Origin of the sequence: Variovorax sp. V15 (genome assembly GCF_041154425.1) — a bacterium.
Classification (GTDB): domain Bacteria; phylum Pseudomonadota; class Gammaproteobacteria; order Burkholderiales; family Burkholderiaceae_C; genus Variovorax; species Variovorax guangxiensis.
Map to the genome: position 1 here is coordinate 5,565,686 of NZ_AP028659.1, position 24,663 is coordinate 5,590,348.

Annotated in this window: 19 protein-coding genes; 6 read left to right on the top strand and 13 right to left on the bottom strand. The window is 68.6% G+C overall.

The window, feature by feature from the left end:
• Window positions 1-4 precede the first annotated feature (4 nt).
• From mmsB to ACAM57_RS26550, 5 genes are all read right to left on the bottom strand, one after another.
• Window positions 5-1,222 (bottom strand): multiple monosaccharide ABC transporter permease, encoded by a 1,218-nt coding sequence (mmsB, locus tag ACAM57_RS26530; RefSeq protein WP_369659515.1) that lies wholly within the window; start codon window positions 1,220-1,222, stop codon window positions 5-7.
• The gene (gene mmsA, locus ACAM57_RS26535) at window positions 1,209-2,777 is read right to left on the bottom strand and encodes a multiple monosaccharide ABC transporter ATP-binding protein (protein ID WP_369662482.1); all 1,569 of its coding nucleotides are present in this window, start codon (window positions 2,775-2,777) and stop codon (window positions 1,209-1,211) included. The genes mmsB and mmsA overlap by 14 nt, the downstream gene beginning before the upstream one ends.
• Window positions 2,778-2,779: 2 nt before the next feature.
• Complete coding sequence (chvE, locus tag ACAM57_RS26540) at window positions 2,780-3,850, bottom strand: multiple monosaccharide ABC transporter substrate-binding protein (RefSeq protein WP_184634931.1); 1,071 nt, start codon at window positions 3,848-3,850, stop codon at window positions 2,780-2,782.
• A gap of 136 nt (window positions 3,851-3,986) precedes the next feature.
• Window positions 3,987-4,952: an ABC transporter substrate-binding protein gene (locus ACAM57_RS26545; RefSeq protein ID WP_126025643.1), complete on the bottom strand. Its 966-nt coding sequence runs from the start codon at window positions 4,950-4,952 to the stop codon at window positions 3,987-3,989.
• An 82-nt stretch (window positions 4,953-5,034) separates the two neighbouring features.
• Window positions 5,035-6,489, bottom strand: coding sequence for an aldehyde dehydrogenase family protein (locus tag ACAM57_RS26550; protein WP_369659516.1), 1,455 nt, complete (start codon window positions 6,487-6,489; stop codon window positions 5,035-5,037).
• A gap of 148 nt (window positions 6,490-6,637) precedes the next feature.
• On the opposite strand from ACAM57_RS26550, the gene ACAM57_RS26555 reads away from it, so the two are divergent.
• Window positions 6,638-7,603 carry a LysR family transcriptional regulator gene (locus tag ACAM57_RS26555; RefSeq protein WP_369659517.1) on the top strand — a complete coding sequence of 322 codons (966 nt, stop codon included), beginning with the start codon at window positions 6,638-6,640 and terminating at the stop codon, window positions 7,601-7,603.
• 140 nt (window positions 7,604-7,743) lie between these two features.
• Here ACAM57_RS26555 and ACAM57_RS26560 read toward each other — a convergent pair whose 3' ends face one another.
• Window positions 7,744-8,517, bottom strand: a complete 774-nt coding sequence (locus ACAM57_RS26560) for an SDR family NAD(P)-dependent oxidoreductase (protein WP_369659518.1) — start codon at window positions 8,515-8,517, stop codon at window positions 7,744-7,746.
• Between the two features lie 143 nt (window positions 8,518-8,660).
• On the opposite strand from ACAM57_RS26560, the gene ACAM57_RS26565 reads away from it, so the two are divergent.
• From ACAM57_RS26565 to ACAM57_RS26575, 3 genes are all read left to right on the top strand, one after another.
• Window positions 8,661-9,593 (top strand): SMP-30/gluconolactonase/LRE family protein, encoded by a 933-nt coding sequence (locus ACAM57_RS26565; protein ID WP_369659519.1) that lies wholly within the window; start codon window positions 8,661-8,663, stop codon window positions 9,591-9,593.
• Between the two features lie 72 nt (window positions 9,594-9,665).
• A complete protein-coding gene (locus ACAM57_RS26570) occupies window positions 9,666-10,793 on the top strand; it encodes a 3-deoxy-7-phosphoheptulonate synthase (RefSeq protein ID WP_369659520.1) in 1,128 nt (375 codons plus the stop codon).
• Window positions 10,794-11,079: 286 nt separating this feature from the next.
• Window positions 11,080-12,159 carry a hypothetical protein gene (locus tag ACAM57_RS26575; protein WP_369659521.1) on the top strand — a complete coding sequence of 360 codons (1,080 nt, stop codon included), beginning with the start codon at window positions 11,080-11,082 and terminating at the stop codon, window positions 12,157-12,159.
• 33 nt (window positions 12,160-12,192) lie between these two features.
• Here ACAM57_RS26575 and ACAM57_RS26580 read toward each other — a convergent pair whose 3' ends face one another.
• From ACAM57_RS26580 to ACAM57_RS26595, 4 genes are all read right to left on the bottom strand, one after another.
• Window positions 12,193-13,287, bottom strand: coding sequence for an aldose epimerase family protein (locus ACAM57_RS26580; RefSeq protein WP_369659522.1), 1,095 nt, complete (start codon window positions 13,285-13,287; stop codon window positions 12,193-12,195).
• An 11-nt stretch (window positions 13,288-13,298) separates the two neighbouring features.
• Complete coding sequence (locus ACAM57_RS26585; RefSeq protein WP_369659523.1) at window positions 13,299-14,237, bottom strand: alpha/beta hydrolase family protein; 939 nt, start codon at window positions 14,235-14,237, stop codon at window positions 13,299-13,301.
• A complete protein-coding gene (locus tag ACAM57_RS26590; protein ID WP_369659524.1) occupies window positions 14,234-19,012 on the bottom strand; it encodes a CapA family protein in 4,779 nt (1,592 codons plus the stop codon). The genes ACAM57_RS26585 and ACAM57_RS26590 overlap by 4 nt, the downstream gene beginning before the upstream one ends.
• 157 nt (window positions 19,013-19,169) lie before the next feature.
• Window positions 19,170-20,048: a LysR family transcriptional regulator gene (locus ACAM57_RS26595; RefSeq protein WP_184634916.1), complete on the bottom strand. Its 879-nt coding sequence runs from the start codon at window positions 20,046-20,048 to the stop codon at window positions 19,170-19,172.
• A 141-nt stretch (window positions 20,049-20,189) separates the two neighbouring features.
• On the opposite strand from ACAM57_RS26595, the gene ACAM57_RS26600 reads away from it, so the two are divergent.
• Both ACAM57_RS26600 and ACAM57_RS26605 read left to right on the top strand, forming a co-directional pair.
• The gene (locus ACAM57_RS26600; RefSeq protein WP_369659525.1) at window positions 20,190-21,170 is read left to right on the top strand and encodes a DMT family transporter; all 981 of its coding nucleotides are present in this window, start codon (window positions 20,190-20,192) and stop codon (window positions 21,168-21,170) included.
• Window positions 21,167-22,309 (top strand): NADH:flavin oxidoreductase/NADH oxidase, encoded by a 1,143-nt coding sequence (locus ACAM57_RS26605; RefSeq protein ID WP_369659526.1) that lies wholly within the window; start codon window positions 21,167-21,169, stop codon window positions 22,307-22,309. Before ACAM57_RS26600 ends, ACAM57_RS26605 begins: the two co-directional genes overlap by 4 nt.
• A gap of 40 nt (window positions 22,310-22,349) precedes the next feature.
• On the opposite strand, the gene ACAM57_RS26610 is transcribed toward ACAM57_RS26605, so the two are convergent.
• The 3 genes from ACAM57_RS26610 to ACAM57_RS26620 are packed head-to-tail and all read right to left on the bottom strand — an operon-like array spanning window position 22,350 to window position 24,640.
• On the bottom strand, window positions 22,350-22,886 hold the full coding sequence (locus ACAM57_RS26610) for a GNAT family N-acetyltransferase (protein WP_184634910.1): 537 nt from the start codon (window positions 22,884-22,886) through the stop codon (window positions 22,350-22,352).
• Window positions 22,887-22,888: 2 nt separating this feature from the next.
• Window positions 22,889-23,500, bottom strand: coding sequence for a helix-turn-helix domain-containing protein (locus tag ACAM57_RS26615; protein WP_369659527.1), 612 nt, complete (start codon window positions 23,498-23,500; stop codon window positions 22,889-22,891).
• 60 nt (window positions 23,501-23,560) lie between these two features.
• The gene (locus tag ACAM57_RS26620) at window positions 23,561-24,640 is read right to left on the bottom strand and encodes a hypothetical protein (RefSeq protein ID WP_369659528.1); all 1,080 of its coding nucleotides are present in this window, start codon (window positions 24,638-24,640) and stop codon (window positions 23,561-23,563) included.
• Window positions 24,641-24,663: the final 23 nt, after the last annotated feature.

The window sequence follows — 24,663 nt, forward strand, 5'->3', positions numbered from 1 at the left end:
CCCGTCACTTGTTCTTGTTGTAGACGTCGATGAACACCGCCGCCAGCAGCACCAGTCCCTTGATGACCTGCTGGTAGTCGATGCCGATGCCGAGGATCGACATGCCGTTGTTCATCACGCCCATGATGAAGGCGCCGATCACCGCGCCCATCACCTTGCCCACGCCGCCCGAGGCCGAAGCGCCGCCGATGAAGCAGGCCGCGATCACGTCGAGCTCGAAGCCCAGGCCGGCCTTGGGCGTGGCCGTGTTGAGCCGCGCCGCGAACACGAGGCCGGCCAGCGCCGCCAGCGCGCCCATGTTCACGAAGGTGAGGAAGGCCAGCCGCTGAGTCTTCACGCCCGACAGCCGAGCCGCCTTCTCGTTGCCGCCCAGCGCGTAGATGCGCCGGCCGACGGTGGTGCGGTTGGTGACGAAGTCGTACACCACGATCAGCACCGCCATCACGATCAGCACGTTGGGCAGGCCCTTGTAGGTCGACAGCAGGTAGCTGAAGAACAGGATGATGGCCGCGAAGAACAGGTTCTTCACCAGGAAGAAGGCGTAGGGCTCCTGCTCCATGCCGTGCGCCGCCAGCTTGGCGCGCCCGCGCATCTTGAAGAACACCAGCGCCACGGCGGCCAGCGCACCCACGATCAGCGAGGTGGTGCGGAAGGCGTCGCCGCCCAGCGGATCGGGAATGAAGCCCGAGCTCAGCCGCTGGAACTCCACAGGAAACGGCCCCACCGACTGCCCCGCCAGCAGCGCCAGCGTCAGCCCCTTGAACACCAGCATGCCCGCGAGCGTGACGATGAAGGACGGGATCTTGCGGAAGGCCACGAACCAGCCCTGCGCAGCGCCGATGACCGCGCCCGCGAGGATGCTCACCAGCGCCGTCGGCACGAAGTGCCAGTCGTACTCCACCATCAGCACCGCCGCCAGCGCGCCGATGAAGCCGCACACCGAGCCCACCGACAGGTCGATGTGCCCCGCCACGATCACCAGCAGCATGCCCAGCGCCATGATGACCACGTAGCTGTTCTGCAGCAGCAGGTTCGTCAGGTTCAGCGGCCGCAGCAGCGTGCCGTCGGTCAGCACCTGGAACAGCACCATGATCGCGACCAGCGAGATCAGCATGCCGTATTCGCGCAGGTTGTTCTTCAGGAAGCCGGCGTGCAGCTTCGCGGCCGCGCCCTCCTGTACCGGCACCGCCGGCTTCGCCACGTTGACTTCAGGATGCGACATGGACGGAACTCCCCGAACTCACGATGGCATGCATGATGCGCTCCTGAGAGGCTTCTGAAGCCGGAAACTCGGCGACGAATCGCCCCTCGTTCATCACGTAGATGCGGTCGCACATGCCGAGCAGCTCCGGCAGTTCGGAAGAAATCATGAGAATGCCCTTGCCCTCGCTGGCAAGCCTGTCGATGATGGTGTAGATCTCGTACTTGGCACCCACGTCGATGCCGCGCGTGGGCTCGTCGAGGATCAGCAGCTCGGGCTTCGTGAAGAGCCATTTGCTCAACACCACCTTCTGCTGGTTGCCGCCTGAAAGGTTGACCACCAGCTGCTCGATGCCCGAGCAGCGGATGTTGAGCGCCTTGCGGTACTCGTTGGCCACCTTGAACTCGCGCCCATGGTCGATCACCGACTTGTCGGCAATCGCATCCAGGTTCGCGAGGCTGATGTTCTTGCGGATGTCTTCCTCAAGCACCAGCCCGAGCCCCTTGCGGTCTTCGGTGACGTAGGCGATGCCCTGGTCGATGGCCTTGCGCACCGTGCTCACGTCCACCGGCTTGCCGTGCATGAACACCGAGCCGCTGGTGCGCTGGCCGTAGGAGCGGCCGAAGATGCTCATGGCCAGCTCGGTGCGGCCCGCGCCCATGAGGCCCGCGATGCCGACGATCTCGCCCTGGCGCACGTTCAGGCTCACGCCCTTGATCTGCTCGCGGTCGGCGTGCAGCGCGTGGTGCACGCGCCAGTCGCGCACCTCGAACACGGTGCTGCCGATCTTCGGGTCGCGCTGCGGATAGCGGTGCGCCATGTCGCGCCCGACCATGCCGCGGATGATGCGGTCCTCGCTGATGGGCTGGCCGCGGCAGTCCATGGTCTCCACGGTGGCACCGTCGCGCAGCACGGTGATCGAGTCGGCCACCTTGGCGATCTCGTTGAGCTTGTGCGAGATGAGGATCGACGCGATGCCCTGGCGCTTGAGCTCCAGCAGCAGCATCAGCAGCGCGTCGCTGTCGTTCTCGTTGAGGCTGGCGGTGGGCTCGTCGAGGATCAGCAGCTTCACCTCCTTGGCCAGCGCCTTGGCGATCTCGACGAGCTGCTGCTTGCCCACGCCCAGGTCGGTCACCAGCGTGGTGGGCGGCTCCTTCAGGCCTACCTTGGCAAGCAGCTCGCGCGTCTTCGCATAGGCGGCGAACCAGTCGATCACGCCCGCGCCGCTGGCGATCTCGTTGCCGAGGAAGATGTTCTCGGCGATGGACAGCAGCGGCACCAGCGCCAGCTCCTGGTGGATGATGATGATGCCGAGCTTCTCGCTGTCGGCGATGCCCCTGAAGCGGCGCTCCTCGCCCTCGAAGAAGATCTCGCCGGTGTACGAGTCGCACGGGTAGACGCCGCTCAGCACCTTCATGAGCGTCGACTTGCCCGCGCCGTTCTCGCCGACCACCGCGTGGATCTCCCCGGCGCGCACGCTGAGGTTGACGTTGCTCAGCGCCTTCACGCCGGGGAACGTCTTGGTGATGCCGCGCATCTCGAGGATGGCGCCGGCACCGTCGCTGCTGCCCTGCATGCTCACTTGATCTGGCTTTCCTTGTAGTAGCCGCTGTCCACCAGCACCTGCTTCCAGTTCGACGCATCCACGCTCACGGGCTTGAGCAGGTACGAAGGCACGACCTTGATGCCGTTGTTGTAGGTCTTGGTGTCGTTCACCTCGGGCGTCTTGCCCGAAAGCATCGCGTCCACCATGGCGACCGTCACCTTGGCCAGCTCGCGCGTGTCCTTGAACACGGTCGAGGTCTGCTCCTTGCGCAGGATCGACTTCACCGAGGGGATTTCCGCGTCCTGCCCCGACACCACCGGCATCGGCTGCGAGGCCGAGCCGTAGCCCACGCCCTTGAGCGACGAGAGGATGCCGATGGAAAGGCCGTCGTACGGCGACAGCACCGCATCGACGCGGTCCTTGGTGTAGAAGGCCGACAGCAGGTTGTCCATGCGCGCCTGCGCCACCGCGCCGTCCCAGCGCAGCGTGCCGACCTTGTCCATGCCCATCTGCTTGCTGCGCACCACCAGCTTGCCGCTCTTGATGTAGGGGTCGAGCACCGACATCGCGCCGTTGTAGAAGAAGAAGGCGTTGTTGTCGTCGGGCGAGCCGCCGAAGAGCTCGATGTTGAACGGGCCCTTGCCGCTCTTCAGGCCCAGCGCCGCCTCGATCGACTGCGCCTGCAGCACGCCGACCTGGAAGTTGTCGAAGGTGGCGTAGTAGTCGACGTTCTTCGAGCCCTTGATGAGCCGGTCGTAGGCGATGACCTTCACGCCCTTGTCGGCCGCCTTCTGCAGCACGTCCGACAGCGTGGTGCCGTCGATGGCCGCGATGACCAGCACCTTCGAGCCCTTGGTCACCATGTTCTCGATCTGCGCGAGCTGGTTGGGGATGTCGTCTTCGGCGTACTGCAGGTCGGTCTTGTAGCCCTTGTCCTTGAAGTACTTGACCATGTTGGCGCCGTCGGCGATCCAGCGCGCCGACGACTTGGTGGGCATGGAAATGGCGATCAGGCCCTTGTCCTGCGCGTTGGCCAGCGGAGCGAAGCCGACGATGGCCAGTGCGATGCCGGCCAGCGATGCCTTGAGGAAGTTGCGTTTCATGGTGCTAGTAAATCCGTCTTTCAATGGGAATGGCCTTTGGGGGAACACCGCGGAACCGGCTTTGCCCGGCCGCAGGTGTTGCCCCCGTCGAGGGGGTTGGCGAAGCGACACGAAGTGCGCGAAGCCTGGGGAGTACTCAATATTTCCGATTGGGGAACTCTTTTGCCGCGACTTCCATCGGGAAGATGCTCTCGACGGTCACGATGCGCTTGGGCAGCGTCTTGCCGTCCTTGATGTCCTTCACGGCCTGCATGAGCTGGGGCCCGAGCAGCGGGCTGCACTCGACCGACACGTTGAGCTTGCCGGCGATCATGGCTTCGAACGCGCCCTTCACGCCGTCGATGGAGATGATCACGATGTCCTTCGCGGGCTTCAGGCCGGCTTCCTCGATGGCCTGGATCGCGCCGATGGCCATGTCGTCGTTGTGCGCGTACAGCACATTGATCTTCTTGCCCTCGGCCTTCAGGAAGGCTTCCATCACTTCCTTGCCCTTGGCGCGCGTGAAATCGCCGGTCTGCGAGCGGATGATCTTGAACTTCGGGTCGGCCTTGATGATTTCCTCGAAGCCCTTCTTGCGGTCGATGGCCGGTGCCGAGCCCACGGTGCCCTGCAGCTCGACGATGTTCACGTCGCCCTTCTGGTCCTTCATCTTCTCCACCAGCCAGCGGCCGGCCTTGCGGCCTTCCTCGGTGAAGTCGGAGCCCATGAAGGTCACGTAGAGCGAGTCGTCCTTGGTGTTGACGGAACGGTCGGTCAGCACCACCGGGATCTTCGCGGCCTTGGCTTCGCGCAGAACGGTCTCCCAGCCCGACTCGACCACCGGCGAGAAGGCGATCACGTCCACCTTCTGCGCGATGTACGAGCGGATGGCCTTGATCTGGTTTTCCTGCTTCTGCTGCGCGTCGGAGAACTTGAGCTCGATGCCCGCCTCCTTGGCCGAGGACTTGATCGACTCGGTGTTGGCGGTACGCCATTCGCTCTCGGCACCCACCTGTGCGAAGCCGAGCACGAGCTTCTTCTGCGCGAGCACGGAAGCGGGCAGAAGCCCGCCGAGCGCGGCGGCGGCCAGGGCGGTATTGAGGGTGCGGCGATTCATGGTCATGGGATGTCTCCTTCTTGATGATTCGAGGAATGCCGGTTGGCGTGGGTGATGAAAAACGAAACTGAAAAGAACCCCGTCCGGCTCAGGCCAGCATGTAGCCGGTCTTCACCGTCGTGTAGAACTCCGCGGCGTGGCGCCCTTGTTCGCGCGGCCCGTAGCCCGACCCCTTGCGGCCGCCGAAGGGCACGTGAAAGTCCACCCCCGCGGTCGGCAGATTGACCATCGTCATGCCGACCACGGCATGGCGCCTGAAATGCATCGCGTGCTTCAGCGAATTGGTGCAGATGCCCGCGCACAGGCCGAAGGGCGTGTCGTTGCACAGCGCGAGCGCCTCGTCGTAGTCGTCGGCGCGCAGCACGCAGGCCAGCGGGCCGAAGATCTCCTCGCGCGCGATGCGGTGCGAGGGCTTCGCCAGGAAGAGCGCGGGGCTCATGTAGTGGCCGGCGGTGGCGCGCTCCAGCGCCTCGCCGCCCCAGACGTGCTCGGCGCCCTCCTCGCGTGCGGTGTCGACCCAGGCGAGGTCCTGCGCGAGGCGGTCTTCGTCGGCCACCGGGCCGATGTCCACGCCGCGCTCCAGCGCGTGGCCGATCTTCAGCGTCTTCAGGCGCTGGCGCAGCTTCGCCACGAAGGCGTCGTGCACCGCCGACTCGACGATGAGCCGGCTCGACGCGGTGCAGCGCTGCCCGGCGGAGAAATACGCGCCCTGCACCGCGCAATCGACCGCGCGGTCGAGGTCGGCATCGGCCAGCACCACCAGCGCGTTCTTGCCGCCGGTCTCCAGCTGCACCTTGGCACGCCGCGTGGCGGCCGCCTGCAGGATGCGCTCGCCGTTGGCCATCGAACCCGTGAAGCTCAGCGCATCGACCAGCGGGCTGTCGACCAGCGCCTGCCCCGCTTCGCGGCCGCTGCCCATCACGAGGTTGAAGGCACCCGCCGGCAATGCGGCGCGGCTGATGATCTCCGCCAGCGCCCAGCCGCAGCCCGACACCAGCTCGGCCGGCTTGAACACCACGCTGTTGCCATGGGCCAGCGCGGGCGCGATCTTCCATGCAGGCACCACGAAGGGCGAGTTCCACGGCGTGATGAGCCCCACCACGCCCACCGGCTCGCGCGTGACGTCGACCTGCACGCCCGCGCGCACCGAGGCCACGTTCTCGCCGCCACCGCCGCGCAGTGCCTCGCCCGCGAAGAACTTGAATATCTGGCCGGCCCGAGCCACTTCGGCCACCGCCTCGACCAGGGTCTTGCCCTCCTCGCGCGCCAGCAGCATGCCCAGGTCGTCCTTGCGCGCGAGCAGCTCGGTGCCGATGCGGTCGAGCACGTCTGCGCGCCGCTGCGGCGTGCTGTGGCTCCAGTGCGGAAAGGCTTCCGTGGCGGCGCGGATGGCCGCCTCGGCCTGGCGGCGATCGGCACGTGCGTACTCGGCCACCACTTCGCTGGTGTCCGAAGGATTGGCGCTCACACCGGTGGTCGCGCTGGTTTCCCAGCGGCCGTTGATGTACTGCCGCACGTTCTGATGGAGCTCGCCGTGGATCACCGGGGCCTGGACCTTGTCTCTGTTGTTCTTGGAATGCCCGGAGTCTAGAAACAGATTTGATATCAATCCAATCGTTTTTTAAGCAAAATGGATATCGATCGCCGGATTCTGGAAAACCCGATCAGTCCTTTGTTTAAAGCCCGGAGACATGACCAACTACAACCACTGGTTCATCCGCGCCCGCCTCAAGACCCGGCAGCTGCTGCTGCTCGTGGCGCTGTCCGAGGAGGGCAACATCCACCGCGCGGCGCAGGTGCTCAACATGACGCAGCCGGCCGCCTCCAAGCTGCTGAAGGACCTGGAAGACGTGCTGGAGGTGCCGCTGTTCGAGCGCCTGCCGCGCGGCATGCGCCCGACCTGGTACGGCGAGACCATGATCCGCCACGCCCGCGTCGCGCTCGCGAGCCTGAACCAGGCGCACGACGAGCTCACCGCGCTGAAGGCCGGCCGCTTCGGCCAGGTGAGCGTGGGCGCCATCACCGCGCCCGGCCTCACGCTGATGCCGCCTGCGGTGGCGATGGTGAAGCGCGAACACCCCGACCTGCGCGTGTCGCTGGAGATCGAGACCAGCCCGGTGCTGATCGAGCGGCTGGAGCAAGGCAAGCTCGACATGCTGGTGGCGCGCCTTTTCGCCGAGCACGACAAGTCGCAGCTGCGCTACGAGGCGCTGAGCGAGGAACCCGTGTGCGCGCTGGTACGACCCGGCCATCCGCTGCTGGGCGTGAGCGGCCTCACGCTGCGCGACGTGGTGGGCGCCGGCTGGATCGTGCCGCCCGCAGGCAGCGTGCTGCGCCACCGCTTCGAGCTGATGTTCCAGGAGGAAGGCCTTGCGCCGCCGACCAACACCATCGAGAGCTCGGCCCTGCTCTTCATCACGCGCATGCTGCAGCAGAGCGACATGGTGGCGGTGCTCGCGACCGACGTGGCGCGTTACTACGCCTCGCACGGCATCGTGTCGCTGCTGCCGCTGGACATGCCCTGCCACATGGACGCCTTCGGCATCATCACGCGCACCGACCGGCTGCCGTCACCGGCGGCGAAGGTGATGATGAAGGCGCTGAAAACGGCGAGCGTCAGCGTCTACGGGCGCAAGCTGGAGATGGAGATCGACTGAGGAAATACGGGATCGGGCAGCCGGACGCAGAGGGCGCGAAGGTTTCGCAGAGGTCGCAGAAGGAAACCCAAAAAATGGTTTCGGTCTCTTCTGCGACTTCTGCGTAGTTTTTGTATTTCTTCTGCGTTCGGCTGTTGGATTCAGGTCCAACCGGCGTCGACCGTGAACTCCTGGGCCGTGCACATCTTCGCGTCGTCCGATGCCAGGAACAGCACCATGCGCGCGATGTCTTCCGGCATCAGCTTGTCGGGCAGGCACTGGTTGCGCTTGAGCGACTGCTCGCCCTCCTCGTCGAGCCACAGCTTCACTTGCCGCTCGGTCATCACCCAGCCGGGCGAGACGGTGTTGATGCGGATGCGGTCGCGGCCCAGATCCACCGCCAGGCCGCGCGTGAGACCGTTCACCGACGACTTCGCGATCGCGTAGCAGGGATAGCCCGAGCCCTTGGTCTGCCAGCCGGTGGAGCCGAGGTTGACCACCGAGCCGAAGCCCAGGCGCTTCATGCCCGGAACGACCGACTGGATCGCGAAGAGCGCGGGCCGCTCGTTGATGGCCATGCGGTTGTCGTAGTAGTCGGGCGTGACCGATTCGAGCGTGTGGCGGTCGTCGCTCGCCACGTTGTTGACCAGCACCGCGAAGTCGCCGAGCTCGGCCGCCGCATCGGCAATGGCTTTCTGCAGCGCGGCGATGTCGCGCACGTCGCAGGCGCGCCACCACGGCGCGGCATGGCCCGCCTCTTCGATCTGCCGCGCGAGCGCCGCGCTGGCACTTTCGGCGATGTCGACGAAGGCCACGCGCGCGCCCTGTTCGGCGAACGCGGCGACGATGGCCGCGCCGATGCCGCTGCCGCCGCCGGTGACGAACACGGTGCGGCCCTTGAGGCTGGGATGAATGGAAAACTGGGGGGAATTCAAGAAAAGTCTCCGGGGTGGGCATCTCATGACATTGCAATATGAATATCAATTGATGTCGTGATTTTCGATTTCGGTTATCAATATGCCTTGATACGATCCGCCGCGTCAAGAAGACAGACACGAACAGGAAAGAAGAAAGACCAATGAGCAAAGAGACAAGCAGCCCCGTTCCCTCTCCTTCCGTCATCGGCCAGGCCGAGTGCATCTGGCCGGCAGGCGCCAACCTCGGCGAAGGCACCATGTGGTCGCAGCGCGAGCAGGCGCTGTACTGGATCGACATCCTCACGCCGCGCCTCTTCCGCTACGACCCGGCCACCGGCGCGCAGCGCACCTGGAACTTCGACGAGGAGATCACCGCCATCGCCGAGCGCGCATCGGCACCCGGCCTCTTCATCACGCTGCGCCGCGGCTTCGCGCTCTTCGACACCACCGCGCCCGGCGACGAAGCCAAACCGCAGTACCTGCACCAGCCCGAGCCCGAACGCACCGGCAACCGCTTCAACGACGGCAAGTGCGACGCGCGCGGCCGATTCTGGGCCGGCAGCATGGACTTCGACTGCAAGGCGCCCACCGGCGCGCTCTACCGCTACGACGCCGGCGGCCGCTGCACCAAGCACGACGACGGCTTCGAGGTGACCAACGGCCCGACCTGGTCGGGCGACGGCCGCACCATGTACTTCAACAACACGGTGCTGAACAACCTGTACGCCTACGACTTCGACATGGAAGCGGGCACCGTGTCGAACCGCCGCGTGTGGCATCGCTTTCCCAAACCCGACGGACTGCCCGACGGCATGACCACCGACGCGGCCGGGCGCCTGTGGATCGCGCACTGGGGCGGCTCCTGCGTCACCTGCCACGATCCGGTGAGCGCGGCCGAGCTGTGCCGCATCGCCATACCCGCGAGCCACGTCACCGACTGCGCCTTCGGCGACGCCGACATGCGCACGCTCTACATCACGACCGCCCGCAACGGCCTCACGCCCGAGCAGGAGGCGGCCGAGCCGCTGGCAGGCGGGCTCTTCAGGGCCCGCATCGACAGCCCGGGCGTGCCGGCCGCCCTGTTCGCGGGCTGAGCAGCCCCCCGCAAGGCCGGCGTCGCGACGAGGGGACAATCGAGGCATCCACCGGAAACTGCATCAACGACCATGCCCCGCCTCGACGACCCCCTCCACGACGCCGAAATCGGCTCCCGCGACAGCACGCTCGACACCACCCGCATCGACGACGTGCGCATCGGCGCGGTCCGTCCGCTCATCACGCCCGCGCTGCTGCAGGAGCGCGTGCCGGTGCGCGACAACACGCTGGCGCTGGTCGAGCGCAGCCGTACGGAGATCGCCGACGTGCTGCACGATCGCGACGACCGGCTGGTGGTGGTGGTCGGCCCCTGCTCCATCCATGACCACGACCAGGCCATCGAGTACGCGCAGCGCCTGAAGAAGGTCGCAGACTCGCTGCAGGACGACCTGATCATCGTGATGCGCGCCTACTTCGAGAAGCCGCGCACCACCGTCGGCTGGAAGGGCTACATCAACGACCCGCACCTGGACGGCAGCTTCGCGATCAACGAAGGGCTGGAGCGCGCGCGCCGCCTGCTGCTGGAGCTGACCACGCTGGGCCTGCCGACCGGCACCGAGTTCCTCGACCTGCTGAGCCCGCAGTTCATCGCCGACCTGATCGCCTGGGGCGCCATCGGCGCGCGCACCACCGAAAGCCAGAGCCACCGTCAGCTGGCCTCGGGCCTGAGCTGCCCCGTGGGCTTCAAGAACGGCACCGACGGCAGCGTGAAGGTCGCGGCCGACGCCATCCTCGCCGCGCGCGCCCCGCACGCTTTCATGGGCATGACCAAGATGGGCATGTCCGCGATCTTCGAGACCCGCGGCAACGACGACTGCCACGTGATCCTGCGCGGCGGCAAGGCGCCCAACTACTCGGCCGCCGACGTCGCCGCCAGCTGCGAGGCGCTGCTGGCCAACGGCCTGCGCCCGCAGGTGATGATCGACGTCTCGCACGGCAACAGCAGCAAGCAGCACCAGCGCCAGATCGTGGTGGCCGAAGACGTGGCGGCGCAGATCGCGGGCGGCGAACGGCGCATCACGGGCATCATGATCGAAAGCCACCTGGAAGAGGGACGGCAGGACCTGAAGCCCGGCGTGCCGCTCAAGCACGGCGTGTCGATCACCGATGCCTGCATCGGCTTCGCGCAGACGGTGCCGGTGCTCGAAGGGCTGGCGTCCGCGGTCAAGGCGCGGCGGCGCCTGTCGTCGAAGGCCTGACGGCGGGAGCTTTGGAGCTTGGGGTGGTGGCGGTGTTCAAGGCCGCAGGGCCTTGAACACGCCGGTTGAATGGCGACAGCGGCTGGCATCGAGGCGGTCCCTGAGCGGTTTCCCTCCCCCTCTTTTTTTGCCTCTACCAGCGCCGAACCGCTGTCGGGACGCAGTGTGCCCACGCGCGGTGAAGTCGAGGTGAAGTGCGTGCGGGAGTTTCGTGAAACGATACTCGGCGTCCTGCTGCGCGGCACCCGCGCATCGACTCCCGGGCGGCGATATCCACACATCGAACATGGCAGCGCTTCTTTCTTCTTACATCGGCAATCTCCTTTCCAAAGTCTTCGCGAGAGACGCACCGCTTCTGCACGCGGCGAAGGGGCGTGCAGGCATCCATCCATGGCTCCAGGTCGGCGAGCAGGTGAATGCCGACGTGCTGGCGGATGGCAAGGCCATCGCGAGGCTGGAGCACACGGCCACGCTGCCAGGGCTGAAGAAACGGCCTTCGGTGGTGTTCGATCTGCCGGAGAACTTGAGTCGGCTCGAGCTGCGCGGATCGCACGTCGATGCCCAGGGCAAGGCCACGTCGTTCAGGCGGCGCTGGTCGGTGCTCGACATGGCCCGCATCTCCCACCCTCTCTACGACACCGCCAGGCCGCTGGTCGAGCGCATCCGCGCCTTCGCCGAACTCTCCGGGCTGGTAGAGGTCGGCAACGCCCGTCCGCCCGCCGGCACTAACGCCGAGGCCGAGGCCGCGCTGATCGAAGCCGAAGCCCGCCTCGGCACCACACTGCCTTCCCCGCTGCGCGTGCTGCTTGCCGAAGCCGACATCCGGATCGACAACTCGTACTTCCTGCAGCCCCATCGCCTGCAGACGGCCGAGGGCCTGCTGCTCGGGCTTGGCGGATACGGCGACGGCAACGGCGGCCTCGGCGCGCTGCTGCCGCCTTCGGTCCTGGCGCGCTACCGCCGCAGCGTGGCCGTATTCGCGGAGATCGGCGACGGCCTGGGTACCCTCGCTTGGGACCCGCAAGGCGTGGTCGCCGGCGAGCCGCCCAACAGCGCCGGAGACCAGGGCAACCCCGGCGCGCAGCCCGCGACGCCGAACGAAGGTGTCTGGTACTGGCTGCACCAGGAGCACATCGCCGAGCCCGCGCTGCTGCTGGACGACGACTACCAGCCCCAGACGGCCGAAGCGGCCTTGACCCACGTGTTCAAGCGCCTCGCTCTTTCGCAGGCCGCGTCGCCCGAAAGCGAAGAACAGCTGCTGGTCGACACGGCCCACCCGCGCAATCTGCTGCAGCTCCATTTCGACGAGCCTCGAAAGCCGCAGCTGCGGTTTCGCAGCTACGACTACCACTACAGCCTCTATTGACCTGCGATTGCATGTGCGATCGCGGGAGCGGCATCAACCCATCAGTGAGAACCGATGCTCCGTCGCGCTGTGGAAGCGCTCCCCGGGCCGCAGTACCGTCGACGGAAATTCCGGCCGGTTCGGCGAATCGGGGAAATGCTGCGTCTCCAGGCACAGACCGTCTCCCTGTCGCAGGCTGGCGCCCGCGCTGCCGAAGAGGCTGCCGTCGAGGAAGTTGCCCGAATAGAACTGCACGCCGGGCTCGCTGGTGTGCACTTCCATCACGCGGCCGGAAGCCTCGTGCTCCAGCCGGGCCGCGAGCGCGAGGCCTTGCCCGGCATTGGCGCGGTCGAGCACCCAGTTGTGGTCATAGCCATGGGCCCTCATCAGCTGCTCGTGGCCTTCGCGGATGCGCTCGCCAATGGGGGTCGCGGTGCGGAAGTCGAAGGGAGTTCCCGTCACGTCGGCTGTGCCCAGCGGAATCAGCGTCGCGTCGACCGGGCAGTAGCGGCTCGCGGCGAGCATCAGCCGGTGGTCCATCACCGAGCCGCTACCCGCGAGGTTGAAGTAATCGTGGTGGCTCAGGTTGAGCACGGTGGGCTTGTCGGCGATGGCGCTGTAGTCGATGCGCCAGGTGTTCGCGCTGGTGCTCAGCGTGTAGCGCAGCGTGAGCCGCACTTCGCCGGGGTAGCCCTCTTCGCCGTCGGCGCTGGTGTAGCTCAGCTCGATGGCGATGGCGTCGCTTCCCGCCTGCTCCGCCGGAACCGGCACGATCTCCCAGTAGCGCTTGCCGAAGCCCGTCGCGCCGCCGTGCAATGAATTGGGGCCGTTGTTCAGGCCCAGCTGGTACGCCTTGCCATCGAGCGTGAAACGCCCGCCCGCGATGCGGTTCGCGTAGCGCCCGACGATGGTTCCGAGGTGCGGATGCGGCCCCAGGTAGTCGGCCAGCGAGGGCAGGCCCAGCACCACGTTGCCGCTGCGCCCGTGCCGGTCGGGCACGCGCAGCGCGGTGACGATGCCCCCGACGTTGATGGCACTCAGGCTCAGCCCGAGTCCGTTGTCGAGGGTGTACTCGGTGACCACGCGGCCGTCGGGCATGCGCCCGTACTCGCGCGATGCGACGCTGCTTTTCTGTTCTCGATTGCTCATGTGTGTGGTGATCAGGGAAAGAGTGCCTCGCGTGCGCACTGCGACGCGGTGTGCAGCGCGATGCGGTCCTTGAGGTCGTGAAAGTCGGGCGGCTCGGCCGCGTGGGTGCGCAGCTCGATGCGGTGGCCAGCCTTGGCTACCGCATCGGCGAAGCGCTCCTGCAGCGCATAGGGCGTGTTCCTGTCCTCGCGATTGCCGATGAGCACGATGCGCCGCGCCGGGTCGCGCACGATGCCGTTCACGTGGTCGAGCGGGTCGTAGAACTGCGTGCTGCCGGTGGTGTCGGTGCGGCCGTCCTTCGAGCGGCCCAGCATGCGCGCGCGCTCCAGCAGGTCGTAGGCACCGGATGTGAGCACCGCGCAGGCGACGCGCGTGCGCCCCAGCGTGAGCAGCGCGGCGCCGGCCGTGGCGCCGCCGCTGTGGCCGACGATCACGATGCGCTGCAGCCGGTGGCGCTGCATGAGCGCGTCTAGCGCGGCATCGAGCGCGTGGAACTCCACGAGTTGGCGGCGCTTGCGGTGGTCGCCCGAGGAGCCGTACGTGCCGGGCCGCGCCACGAAGATCCACGGCACGCCCGCGCGGTCGCGGCTGCGCTGCGCGTCGAGCGTGCGCAGCTCCTCGGTGTTCCCGGGGATGCGCGTGGGCGCCTGGTCCATCACGCCGTCGCGGTCGCCAGAGAACTGCACGATGGCGATGCGCGCGCCGTCGATGTCGTCGCTCGCGAAGTAGCGGATGCACGACGGCCCCTCGGCCGCCTGCACCCACAGGAAGCCGTTGCGGTCGGGGCAGCGGGCGCGGTCGGCGGGCTGGTTCCAGTACAGCACCTCGTCGGCGCCGGCGGCGAAGACTCTGGGCACGTCGGGCCCGGTGCGCTGCGCGCAGGCGGTCTGCGCCAGCGCCACGAGCAGCAGCACGAAGCGCAGTCTTCGAAGCGTGTGCAGCAGCTTCATAGCCGTTGCAGCAGCCCCGGGATGCTGCCGAAATCCGACCGGTCGCGGTCGCCCTTCACCAGCACGAGGTCGCCGTCTCGCAGGAAGCCGCCGAGGTAGCCCGCGAGCTGCGCGGCGTCGTCGAAGTGCGGCCCGAGCAGCTCGGGGGGCACTTCCTCGCGCAGCCAGCGCATCTCGTTGCCGTGCGTCACCAGGTGCTCGATGCCCGAGGCCAGCAGCGGCGCGGCCAGGCTGCGGTGCATGGCCTCGGCGTCCTTGTCGAGGTTGACGATGCGCCCCAGCACGCCGATCTTGCGCAGCACGCCCGGGCCGCTGTCGGCGCGCTGCCAGTTGCGCACGAACTCCATGGCGTTGCGCATCGACATGACCTCGGCGTTCCAGCTGTCGTCGATCAGCGTGGCCTGCACGCCGGCCTGCGTACGCAGTGCACGCACCTGCATCACCGATGCCGGCAGCCGCACCTGCGGCATGCGCGCGCAGGCGGCCTCGCCGTCGAAGCCCATGGCCAGCAGCGCCGCGAACGCGAGCAGCGAATTGCGCACCAGCCCCGCGCTCTCGACCGGAAAGAGGTATTCGAAGGTGCCTCCCGGCGCGGCGACGCGCACGCGGCAGCCGCCGCCGGGTTCGGGGCGGGTCTCGATCAGCCGCACATTGGCGTCGGGCCCGCTGCCCACCACCCAGATCGCACCGGCCGTGAGCGCGGCCATGTCCACCACCTGGCGCAGGCAGGGAATGTGGTCGGGCACGATCGCCACGCCGCCCGGCTCCAGCCCGAGGAAGATGCGCGACTTGTAGGCGGCCGTGAGCTCCAGCGTCGGAGCCTGCCGGGTCTGCGACAGCCCTACCTCGGTGAGGATGGCCACGTGCGGCCGGGCCATCAGCGAGATGGGGCCCCGGTCCATCCACAGGCCGCTCTGCGCCATCTCGAGGATGCACACGTCGGTGTCCGGCCCGAGGTTCGCGAGCGTGGCGGGCACGCCGACGCGCGAGTTGTAGTTGTAGACGGTGGTGTGCACGCGCGCTCGCTCGGGCAGCAGGTCGCGCAGCATCGCGATGGTGGACGACTTGCCCACGGTGCCGGTCACGCCCACCACCAGGCCCTTGAAACGCTCCCGCGCAGCCTCGCCCATGGCGAGCATCGCGCGGATGGGGTCGTCGGCCTGCAGCAGCGGGAAGGCCGCATCGAGCCCTTCCACCGTGTGCGCGACCACGGCCCCGGCCAACGCCATCTGCAGGCGGGGCAGCTCCAGGTGGCGGTCCCAGTTGTCGGAGCTGGGCTTGCTGTAGCTCTCGTGCACAGCCAGCGTGCGGTAGTCGGAAGCGACGAAGAGCGAGGGCTGCGGTAGCACGCCCATGTGCACCGGTCCTCGCACCACCGAGTTGGCGTACCAGCCCGGTGGCGGCTCGACCAGCCAGCGCCCGCCGGTGGCGCGCTGCAGTTCGTCGGCGGTCCACACGGGCGCGGGGCTCGGGCCGGCGCCGGGCCGGTCGGCCCAGAGCACGGGCGCGGGGCGCTGAGGCAGCGGCACGGGCAGATCCGGCACGCGCAGGCCGCACCACAGCGTGAGGCGCCGCGCGGGCGGCAGCTCGGGCCACTCGCCGCGCACGGCCACCTCGATCTGCAGCACGTCGCTTTCGAGCAGGCCGGCGCGCGGCGGACGCAGTCCGTAGCGGTCGCGGTATATGCGCCCGGGCTCCCAGCGGCTGGTGGGCCACATCCAGTCGCAGGGGTCGTGGTCCATGCCCTCGCCCCATGGCGGCATGCGCTTGCTGCGCATCGGCAAGGCGCGGAAGTGCAGGCGCAGGTCGGCGGCGACGGGAGCGTCGATGCTCCAGAAAGACTCGATCCACAGCATGCGCCGGCCGACGATCTGCCTGGGCACGCAGCGCAGCCCCACGAGGCGCAGCGGGCCGAATTGCAGCGGCGCGATGCGCGCCTCCCTGGGCACCTCGTCCACCAGCCACTCAGGCCGCGGCGCCGGCAGGGCCGCAATGGCGCGAGCGGGCCGGAAGTCCTGGACGCCGGCGCCGGACGGGTCCGCATGGAACGCGGGCCGCGCGGGCGGCGACAGGCGCACCGCGCAGCGGCCTCCCGGCAGCGGGCTCATCCGCGTGCCGAGCGCGCTGCATTGCGCGGTGAAGCGTTCGCTCGATGCCCGCGCTTCATCGCCTTCGAGCTGGCGCGAGAAGCCGAAGCCCACGCCCACGGGCGTGAACACCACCTCCTCCACGCCGCGCGGGCTCAGCTTCAGCGTGAAGACGCCGGAATCCCCGAGGTCGTTGCGCACCGAGTCGAACAGCAGGTCGCCGGCGTCGTGCAGGATGGGCCTGCCCTTGTACGTCTCGATGCCCTGCAGCACGTGCGCCGAAGTGCCCAGCACCGCGTCCGCGCCCGCATCGACGATGGCATGGCCGACGGCGATCTCGGCCTGCGTGGGCTCGGTCTCGAGGTTGGCGCCCCAGTGCACCGCAACCAGCACCACGTCGGCCTCGCGGCGCGCGGCCTCGATGCGCGGCGCGAGCGTGGCGGTCCATGCGGCGGGGTCTTCGAGCGGCAGCCAGGCGGCGCCCGCACTGGCGGCTGTGGCGGCGAAGCTCGGCTGCGTGGCGTCGAGCGAGAACAGCGCCACGCGCACGCCGCCCGCGCGGCGAAAGGCCGGGCGCAACGCGGCCTCCAGCGTGCGGCCGGTGCCGGCGTGGGCGATGCCCGCGGCCTGCAGCAGGGCCTGCTGTTCCATCAGCGCCTCGGGGCCGTAGTCGCCGCTGTGGTTGTTGGCGGTGGCGACCATGCCGATGCCGGCCTCGGTCAGCACCGCGAGCATCTCGGGGCGGGCGCGGTAGTAGTACGGGCCGGCCTCGCCCTTGTCCACGCCCTGCTCGCCGACGGTGGCGACCACGCATTCGAGGTTCACGATGCCCAGGTCGGCTTCGCGCAGCGCGGCGATGTCGCCGAGCATCCTGTGCGCGCCGCCGAGATCCTTCAGCCGGTAGTGCTGGCGGCGCGAGAGGTTCACGTCGCCGCCCCATGCGACAGTGCCGGTGGCGTTGTTGTCTCCAGCGTCGGCCGCTGCCGCGGCCTCGCCAGCCTTCAGCATGCGGTGGTAGGCCACGTAGCCCGAGAGATAGTGCTCCACGTCGTCGATGCGCACGCGGAAGCTGTGGTGCTTGATGAAGAACGAGCCCGCGATGCGCGCCGGGTTGCGGAAGAACATCGCCAGCTCGGGCCAGAAATGGCCGTTGGCGAGGTAGCGCGCGCGGTATTCGAGCGCACGGTCGAACCTGTCGCGGTCGAGCCCGGCCAGCAGTGGGCGCAGCTCGGGGTCGGCCTCCAGCCGCAGCACCATGTCGCGCGCGGCCATCATCAGTTCGAGCAGCGTTGGGAAGGTGGTGATGCGCTCCAGCACGAAGTCGAGGTACCCGGCCACGTTCTGCAGGCCGAAGCGGTAGTAGCGCAGTTCGGGCCTGTAGCGCGTGAGCTCGTTGACGCAGTAGCTCAGCCAGTGGTCGTGCGCGCGCCAGTGCTCGGCGGCGATGAAGTGCTCGAAGGCCTTCTCCACCACCGCGAGCCAGCGCGCGTCGCGTGTGAGGCCGTACAGGCGCATCAGCCCGAAGGCGGCCTCTCCGTCGTAGTAGATGACGCGGAACTTGTCCTTCACGTCGAGCGCGGGAGCATTGAGCACGTGCACGAAGCTGCCGGTCTCCGGGTCCTGCATGTGGCGGATGCCCAGCGCGAGCTGCTCCAGCAGCGGCAGGTATTGCTCGTCGCCGGTGAGCTCGGTGTACTTGACCAGCGCGAGCAGGCACACGGCATTGCCGCCAAGCTTGATCTCGCTGCCAATGTCCAGCAGGTAGGCCGCGCGCGTGCCGTCGGGCAGGTTGGCCGGACGGATCAGCGTGCCGGCGAGGAAGGCCAGCGAGCGGTCGATGGCCGCCTTCAGCGTGTCGTTGCGCGTGAGCTCCCAGGCCTCCAGCATCGCGTAGGTCGAGCTCGCATGGCGCAGCGTGTTGTAGGTGGGGATGGTGCGGTCGAAGCAGGGGAACCAGCCGTAGTGGAACTCGCCCGTGGGCTTGACCTGCGCGGCGAGGTAGTTGCCCGCGTCATCGATCAGCGCATGAACCTGCTGCGCGTTCCAGTCGCTCAGTTCGCGAAAGCCCGCGGCCTGCCCCTCGGCGGTGACGGGCCACGCGCCCTTGGCATCGACGTACACGGCCCGCGTGGTGAAGCACCACACCGGCGCGGCGTCGTCGGAAGGAAAGTCGAGCTCGCGGCCGAAGCGCCGCTTGGTGTGCAGCCGCAGGTTGCCGGTGTTGGGCTCGGCATGGTCCACGTCGCCGTTGTAGAGCACGGCGCTGCCGTGCATCTCCTGCGCGAGCAGGGCGAACTCGAAGCGCGCGTCGAAGGCGATTCCCTCGTTGAAGTAGTTGCGCTTGGTCTTCGCGAGCCTGGCCTTCAGCTCGCCCCAGCTCATCGGCACGACCTTGTCGACGATCTCCGCGCGAAGGCGCTGCGGAGGCTGCGCGCCGCGCCTGGCTTGCGCGGCGACGGCATCGGCGGCGGCGCGCCAGGCGGCCTCGATGTCCGAGCCCCGGCCCGAGGCCACGCGGGCCCGGCTGCTGGCCTCGCCGATGGCGAAGAAGACCACGCAACCCGCCTCGGCGGTGACCGGCGCCGCCGGAGGCAGCATGCCCGCCGGGTCCGCCAGGGCCTGCCTGGCACGGTTCAACAGATCTGCGAGTGGATTCTTCGGCTCGTGATTCATGCAGCCGCGAATCATGACAGGCCGCGACACTGGCCGCCATCCCGTCAATCCATGGAATTTGCGCGCGGCCTGACCGCTGGCTGACCATGCGCTGCCGCCTGGAGTCTCAGCAACTGTCTCAGCAACTCCGCGGCAATGCCCACTCGTGCCGGCCCCCGCACGAGGCGCAGCCTCAGGCCCAGGCCTCCATCACGGCCTCCTTCACCGCCTCGACCGCGACTGCCCGCCGGTCACCGCCCGGCGCCACCCAGCACAGCCAGGTGTGCGAGCGCCACCCGCTCCAGATCGCGAGCTCGCCGTTGCGCTCGCCCTGCTGCGCCTGGTCGAGCCGGATCAGCCCCGCGCCCATGCCGCTTGCGACCATGCTGCGGATGGCGCTTTCGTCATCGGCCGTGCGGCCCTGGCGGTATTCGCGGCCTGCGCCAGCGAAGAGCTTCTCGAGATGCACGCGCAGGACGCACGAGGGTGGCGTGCCGACCCACGGCAGGTTCGTGAGCTCGTCGAGCGACAGGCCGGGATGCGCCTCGGCCACCGACGCCGGCAGCACCACGACCAGGTCGACCGCGCCGAGGCGGTGCAACTCCAGTCCCTCGATGTGCTCCGCGTCGCTGAGCACGTAGGCGCAGTCGAGATCGCCGCGCTGCACGGCCGAGAGCGTCTGGTACGACAACCCCTGCCTCAGCTGCAGCGCCACCTGCGGATGCCGCTGCGCCAGCGTCACCAGCACCTCGCCCAGCCGCAGCGCGACCGGATCGACCACCGTGCCGAAGCGAACCACGCCCTGCGCCGCCCCGCGCAGCTGGTCGGCCGCCGAGCGCATGCGCATGGCCGATGCCAGCGTGCGCTCGGCCTCGTCGAGCAGGCGCACGCCGGCCTCGGTGAGCGACATGCCGCGCGGCGTGCGCTCGAACAGCTTCACGCCGAGCTCGTCTTCCAGCGCCCTGAGCTGGGCGCTGACTGCCGGCGCGCTGGTGAACACGCGTTCGGCGGCACGGGTCAGGCTGCCCTCGCGGGCGATGGCGACGAAGGTCTTCAGTTGGTAGAGCTCCATGGCCGCCGATTGTGAGCGCCGGCGCCCGATGCGTCCGTTCGCTTTTTTGGAGCCCCCTGTCCAAAGATGCGAATGGCAATGGCGGACCGCAGCCCCGATTCTTGGGGCATCGATCCATCGCAAAGAAAAGGCTGGTTTCCCATGTCCCGTCGCCAACGCATCGCCGGCACCGCCGCGCTGCTGCTCGCCACCTCCGGGTGGGGCTCCCTGTTCCTCGTGAGCAAGGGCGTGCTCCACCATGTCGAACCGGTGTGGTTCACGCTGATCCGCTACACGCTGTCGGCGCTGCTCTTCGTGCTGCTGATACTGCCGCGCGGCGCCGCCCCGTGGCGCAAGCTGCGCCGGCATGCGGGGCCGCTGGCGCTTCGCGGCGCGGCGGGCTTCGGCGTGTTCAGCGTCATGCTGCTGGTGGGGCTGGCGCATTCGGTGCCCTCGCACGGCGCGGTCATCATCGCCACCACACCCATGACCACGCAGATCGTGCGCTGGCTGCTCGACGGCGTGCGCCCCACGCGCACCACCCTGCTGACCAGCGCACTGGCGCTGCTGGGCGTGGCGACCGTCTCGGGGCTGCTGGCCGGCGGCGCGGGCTCCCCTGGCGGGGCGAGCACGCTGATGGGCGACGCGATCGCCTTCGTCGGCACGCTGGGCTGGGTCTGGTACACGCGCGGGGCTGCGCGCCTTCCGGAACTCGACGTGATCGAGTACACCGCGCTCACGGTGCTGGCCTCGTGGCCCGTGCTGCTGGCGGCGGCGGTCGGCGCCTCGGTGCTGGGCTGGTCCGCGGTGCCGAGCGTGGAAGGGCTGCGCCTGTCGTGGCATGCGCTGCTCTTCGTGGGCGTGGTGCCTTCGGCCATCTCGGTGCTGGCTTTCAACTACGGCGTGCGCGCGCTCGGCGCCGTCACGGGCACGGCGTTCCTCAACTTCGTTCCGGTTTCCGCGCTGCTGATGAGCGCGGGCATGGGCCGGCTGCCCACCACGAGCGAGGTCGCCGGCATGGCGATGGTGATCGCGGCGCTCCTGATCCATACCGCATCGAGCCGCAAGGCTTCCGCCACGGCGGCTGCAACGATCGCGCCTCCACAGCAGAATTACCGGACCTGTGGAGCCACACCCTCATGAGCACCAGCGACAGCGACAGCCCCCGAAGCCATCTCTTCGAGCCCCTTCAGCTCGGCCCCCTGCGGATCGACAACCGCATCGTCATCGCGCCGATGTGCCAGTACTCCGCCACCGAAGGCACGCCGGGCGACTGGCACCTGATCCATCTGGGCCACCTGGCGCTCTCCGGCGCGGGGCTGCTCATCATCGAAGCGACGGCGGTGGAGGCCGACGGCCGCATTTCGCCCGGCGACCTCGGGCTCTACTCCGATGCCAACGAGGAAGGCCTGGCGAAGGTGCTCCATGCGGTGCGCGCGCACTCGCCGATCAAGATCGCCATCCAGCTCGGCCACGCGGGGCGCAAGGCTTCGAGCCGCGCACCGTGGGAGGGCGGCAAGCAGATCCGCCCCGGCGAACCCGGCGGCTGGAAGGCCTGGGCTCCTTCGGCCGTGCCGCATGCACCCGGCGAAGACACGCCGATCGCGCTCGACGCGGCCGGGCTGGCGCGCGTGCGCGACGCCTTCGTGGCCGCCGCGCGCCGCGCCACGCGGCTTGGCATCGACGGCATCGAGCTGCATGCGGCACATGGCTACCTGCTGCACCAGTTCCTCTCGCCCATCTCCAATCATCGCGAGGACGAATACGGCGGCAGCCTGGAGAACCGCCTGCGCTTCCCGCTCGAAGTCTTCGATGCAGTGCGCGAGGTGTTCCCCGCCGACCGGCCGGTGTGGGTGCGCGTGTCGGCCAGCGACTGGGTGCCCGGCGGATGGGACCTCGACAGCACCGTCGCCTTCTCGCGTGCGCTGCAGGAGCGCGGCTGCGCGGCCATCCACGTGTCCAGCGGCGGTGTGTCGCCGCAGCAGGCGATCACGCTGGGCGCGGGCTACCAGGTGCCGTTCGCCGAACGCATCAAGGCCGAGGTCGGGCTGCCGACCATCGCGGTGGGGCTCATCACCGAACCCGCGCATGCGGAGGCCATCATCGCCAACGGCCAGGCCGATGCGGTGTCGCTGGCGCGCGCGATCCTCTACGACCCGCGCTGGCCCTGGCATGCGGCTGCCGAGCTGGGCGCGCGGGTGAAGGCGCCTCACCAGTACTGGCGCTCGCAGCCGCGCGAGTTCAAGGATCTGTTCGAGAACGCGGCCTTCGGCGCGCGTTAGACCGCGACGGTTGCGAAGCGGCCCCTCGTCGCGCCGACCTTCACTTCAGCTCGCGATAGAAGAAGGTGGTGTCGCAAGGTTCGCCCTGCGGCAGCAGCGCGAAGCCCGGAATCGACCCGACACGCACCCAGCCCGAGCGCTCGTAGAGCCGCTCGGCGTCGGCACTCGATGTGTCGAGCACCAGGAGCGTCTTGCCGCGTTCGCGTGCCACCCGTTCGGCCGCCTTCATCAGCAGCGCGCCGATGCCCCGGCGGCGAGCGCGCCGATGCACGAGCATCTTCGCCACCTCGCCGCGGTGCGGCTGGTTCTCGGGCTGCGCCAGCACCACCTGCACCGTGCCGAGGATGCCCTCCTCGTCCTCCGCCACCAGCAGCGCGCGTTCGCCACTCGCCACGCCATCGGCCACCCGACGCCAGAAGGCCTGCGCGCGCTGCGCGGTCAGCGGCTGCATGAAGCTCACCGATGCGCCGCCCTCGACGCAATCGGCCAGCACGGCGGCAAGGCCGCGCAGCTGCGCTTCGGAAACGGTGTCCAGCAGGCGGACGGCCGGGGTGCTCCCGGCGGAAACGGTCGTCATGTTCATCTCCAGGAAGAAGGGGCGGTCGCGATCACGACGGCATAGCGCGTGTTCTTGCGCGAGGGGTTGTGAAAGCTGGTGGGGCGGTCGAGCACCATCGCCAGGCAGTCGCCGGTGGCGAGCCGGTGCAGCTCGTCGCCCACGGTGAGTTCGATGACGCCGTCGAGCACCCACACCTGCTGGTGGATGAGCGGCTCGCGCGCCGAGGTTTCGTAAGCCACGCGGGCGCCGGGCGGAAACTCCACCTCGACGATCTGGATCGGCGACGCGACGCCGCCGGGCGACACGTTCCTGCGCAGGTAGCCGGAGTGCGGATCGCGCCACTGCATCTGGTCGGCCAGCCGCGAGACCGGATCGGCAGCCGGGGCCGGCGCCTCGAACAGCGAGGCCAGCGATACGCCGAGGCCGGTCGCAAGTTTTTCCAGGACCACCGCGGTGGGGCTGCTCTCGCCGCGTTCGATGAGCGAGATCATCGAGCGGCTCACGCCGCAGTGCGTGGCGAGCGCGTCGAGCGAGAAGCCACGCGCCGCGCGCAGGTCGCGCACGCGCTGGGCGATGCGGTCGTTGAGGCCGGAGTGGATTTCCGTCTCGGCCGATTCATTTTCTTCCTTCATATTGGATGAAATATCCACCATAAAGGAAATCGCGTCAAGCCAGCCAGCAGATTCCTCCGGTCAGCGCGACGGCCCGACCAGCGCGGCGCGCGCGGCCTCGGAGGGAAACTCGCAGGCCACGTCGTGGGCGCATCCCGGCACCACCACGACCTCGCGGCGCTTGTCGGGCGCGAGCAGCTTGCGGTCGTACTCCGCATAGGCCAGGCCGCGCTGCATGCGGAACGAGCCTTGGGCGAGCGCCGCACAGGACTTGTCGAGCACGCGGTAGGCGGTGCCCTTGGCGTCGTTGCTGTCGAGCGCGCCTTCCAGGTAGCTGATATCGGCCTGCGCGTACTGCTGGCGCGCCTGCGCGGCGGTGCGGCCCAGCCATGTGGGCAGGTCGTCGGTGCCGTACTTCCAGCGGTTCATCTGCGGGCATGCGACTGCGTCGGGCACGGAGAAGCCGGTCACGGAAGCACCGTCGGCCGAGAACTGCGGGCGCACCGGGTCGAAGTAGAGCCAGGTGCTCGGGTCGGCGACCACGTAGCGCATCGCCGGTTTGCCGTCGTGCTGTGTGAAGGCGATGTAGCGCTGCACGAACTGCCCGCCGGCCGAGAAGCCCGCGACGGTGATGGTGCGCAGGCTGGGCCAGCGCCGCGCGATGTCGGCGACCAGCGCATCCATCACCGCGAAGGACCCGACGCGATTGCCCGATGCCGAGCGCGCGCCTTCGAGCCAGGAGCCGCAGGTCCACAGCAGGTCGCCGGGCTGTGCGACCGGCACGCCCACGGTGTTGCAGCGGCCGGCCACCGCCTTGTCGGCCGCGACCTGGAAGAGCGGCGCGATCACCAGCGTGTCGCCGAGCGCATCGGCGTTGCGCAGGGTGCGCAGCGCGGCCTCGAATGTCTTGTTGGCGTCGCGCGAATGGCCGTGCATGGCGATCAGCGCTCTGGTCGGCCCGGCGGTCGCCGCTGCGTCGGGGTCGAGCGACGAGTAGAAGTGAAGCGCGCCGCCGGCCCCTGGCGGCGTGAAGCTGCGCAAGCAGTCCGCGGCCGCCGAGTTCATGCAGGCAGAGGCATCGGCCGTTGCCGCATGAGCCGGCCATGACGCGATGTACGCGGCGGCGAGGGCCAAGGAAAGGAACCATCTGTAGCTGGGCATGTTCGTGCGACTCCCGGGACGGA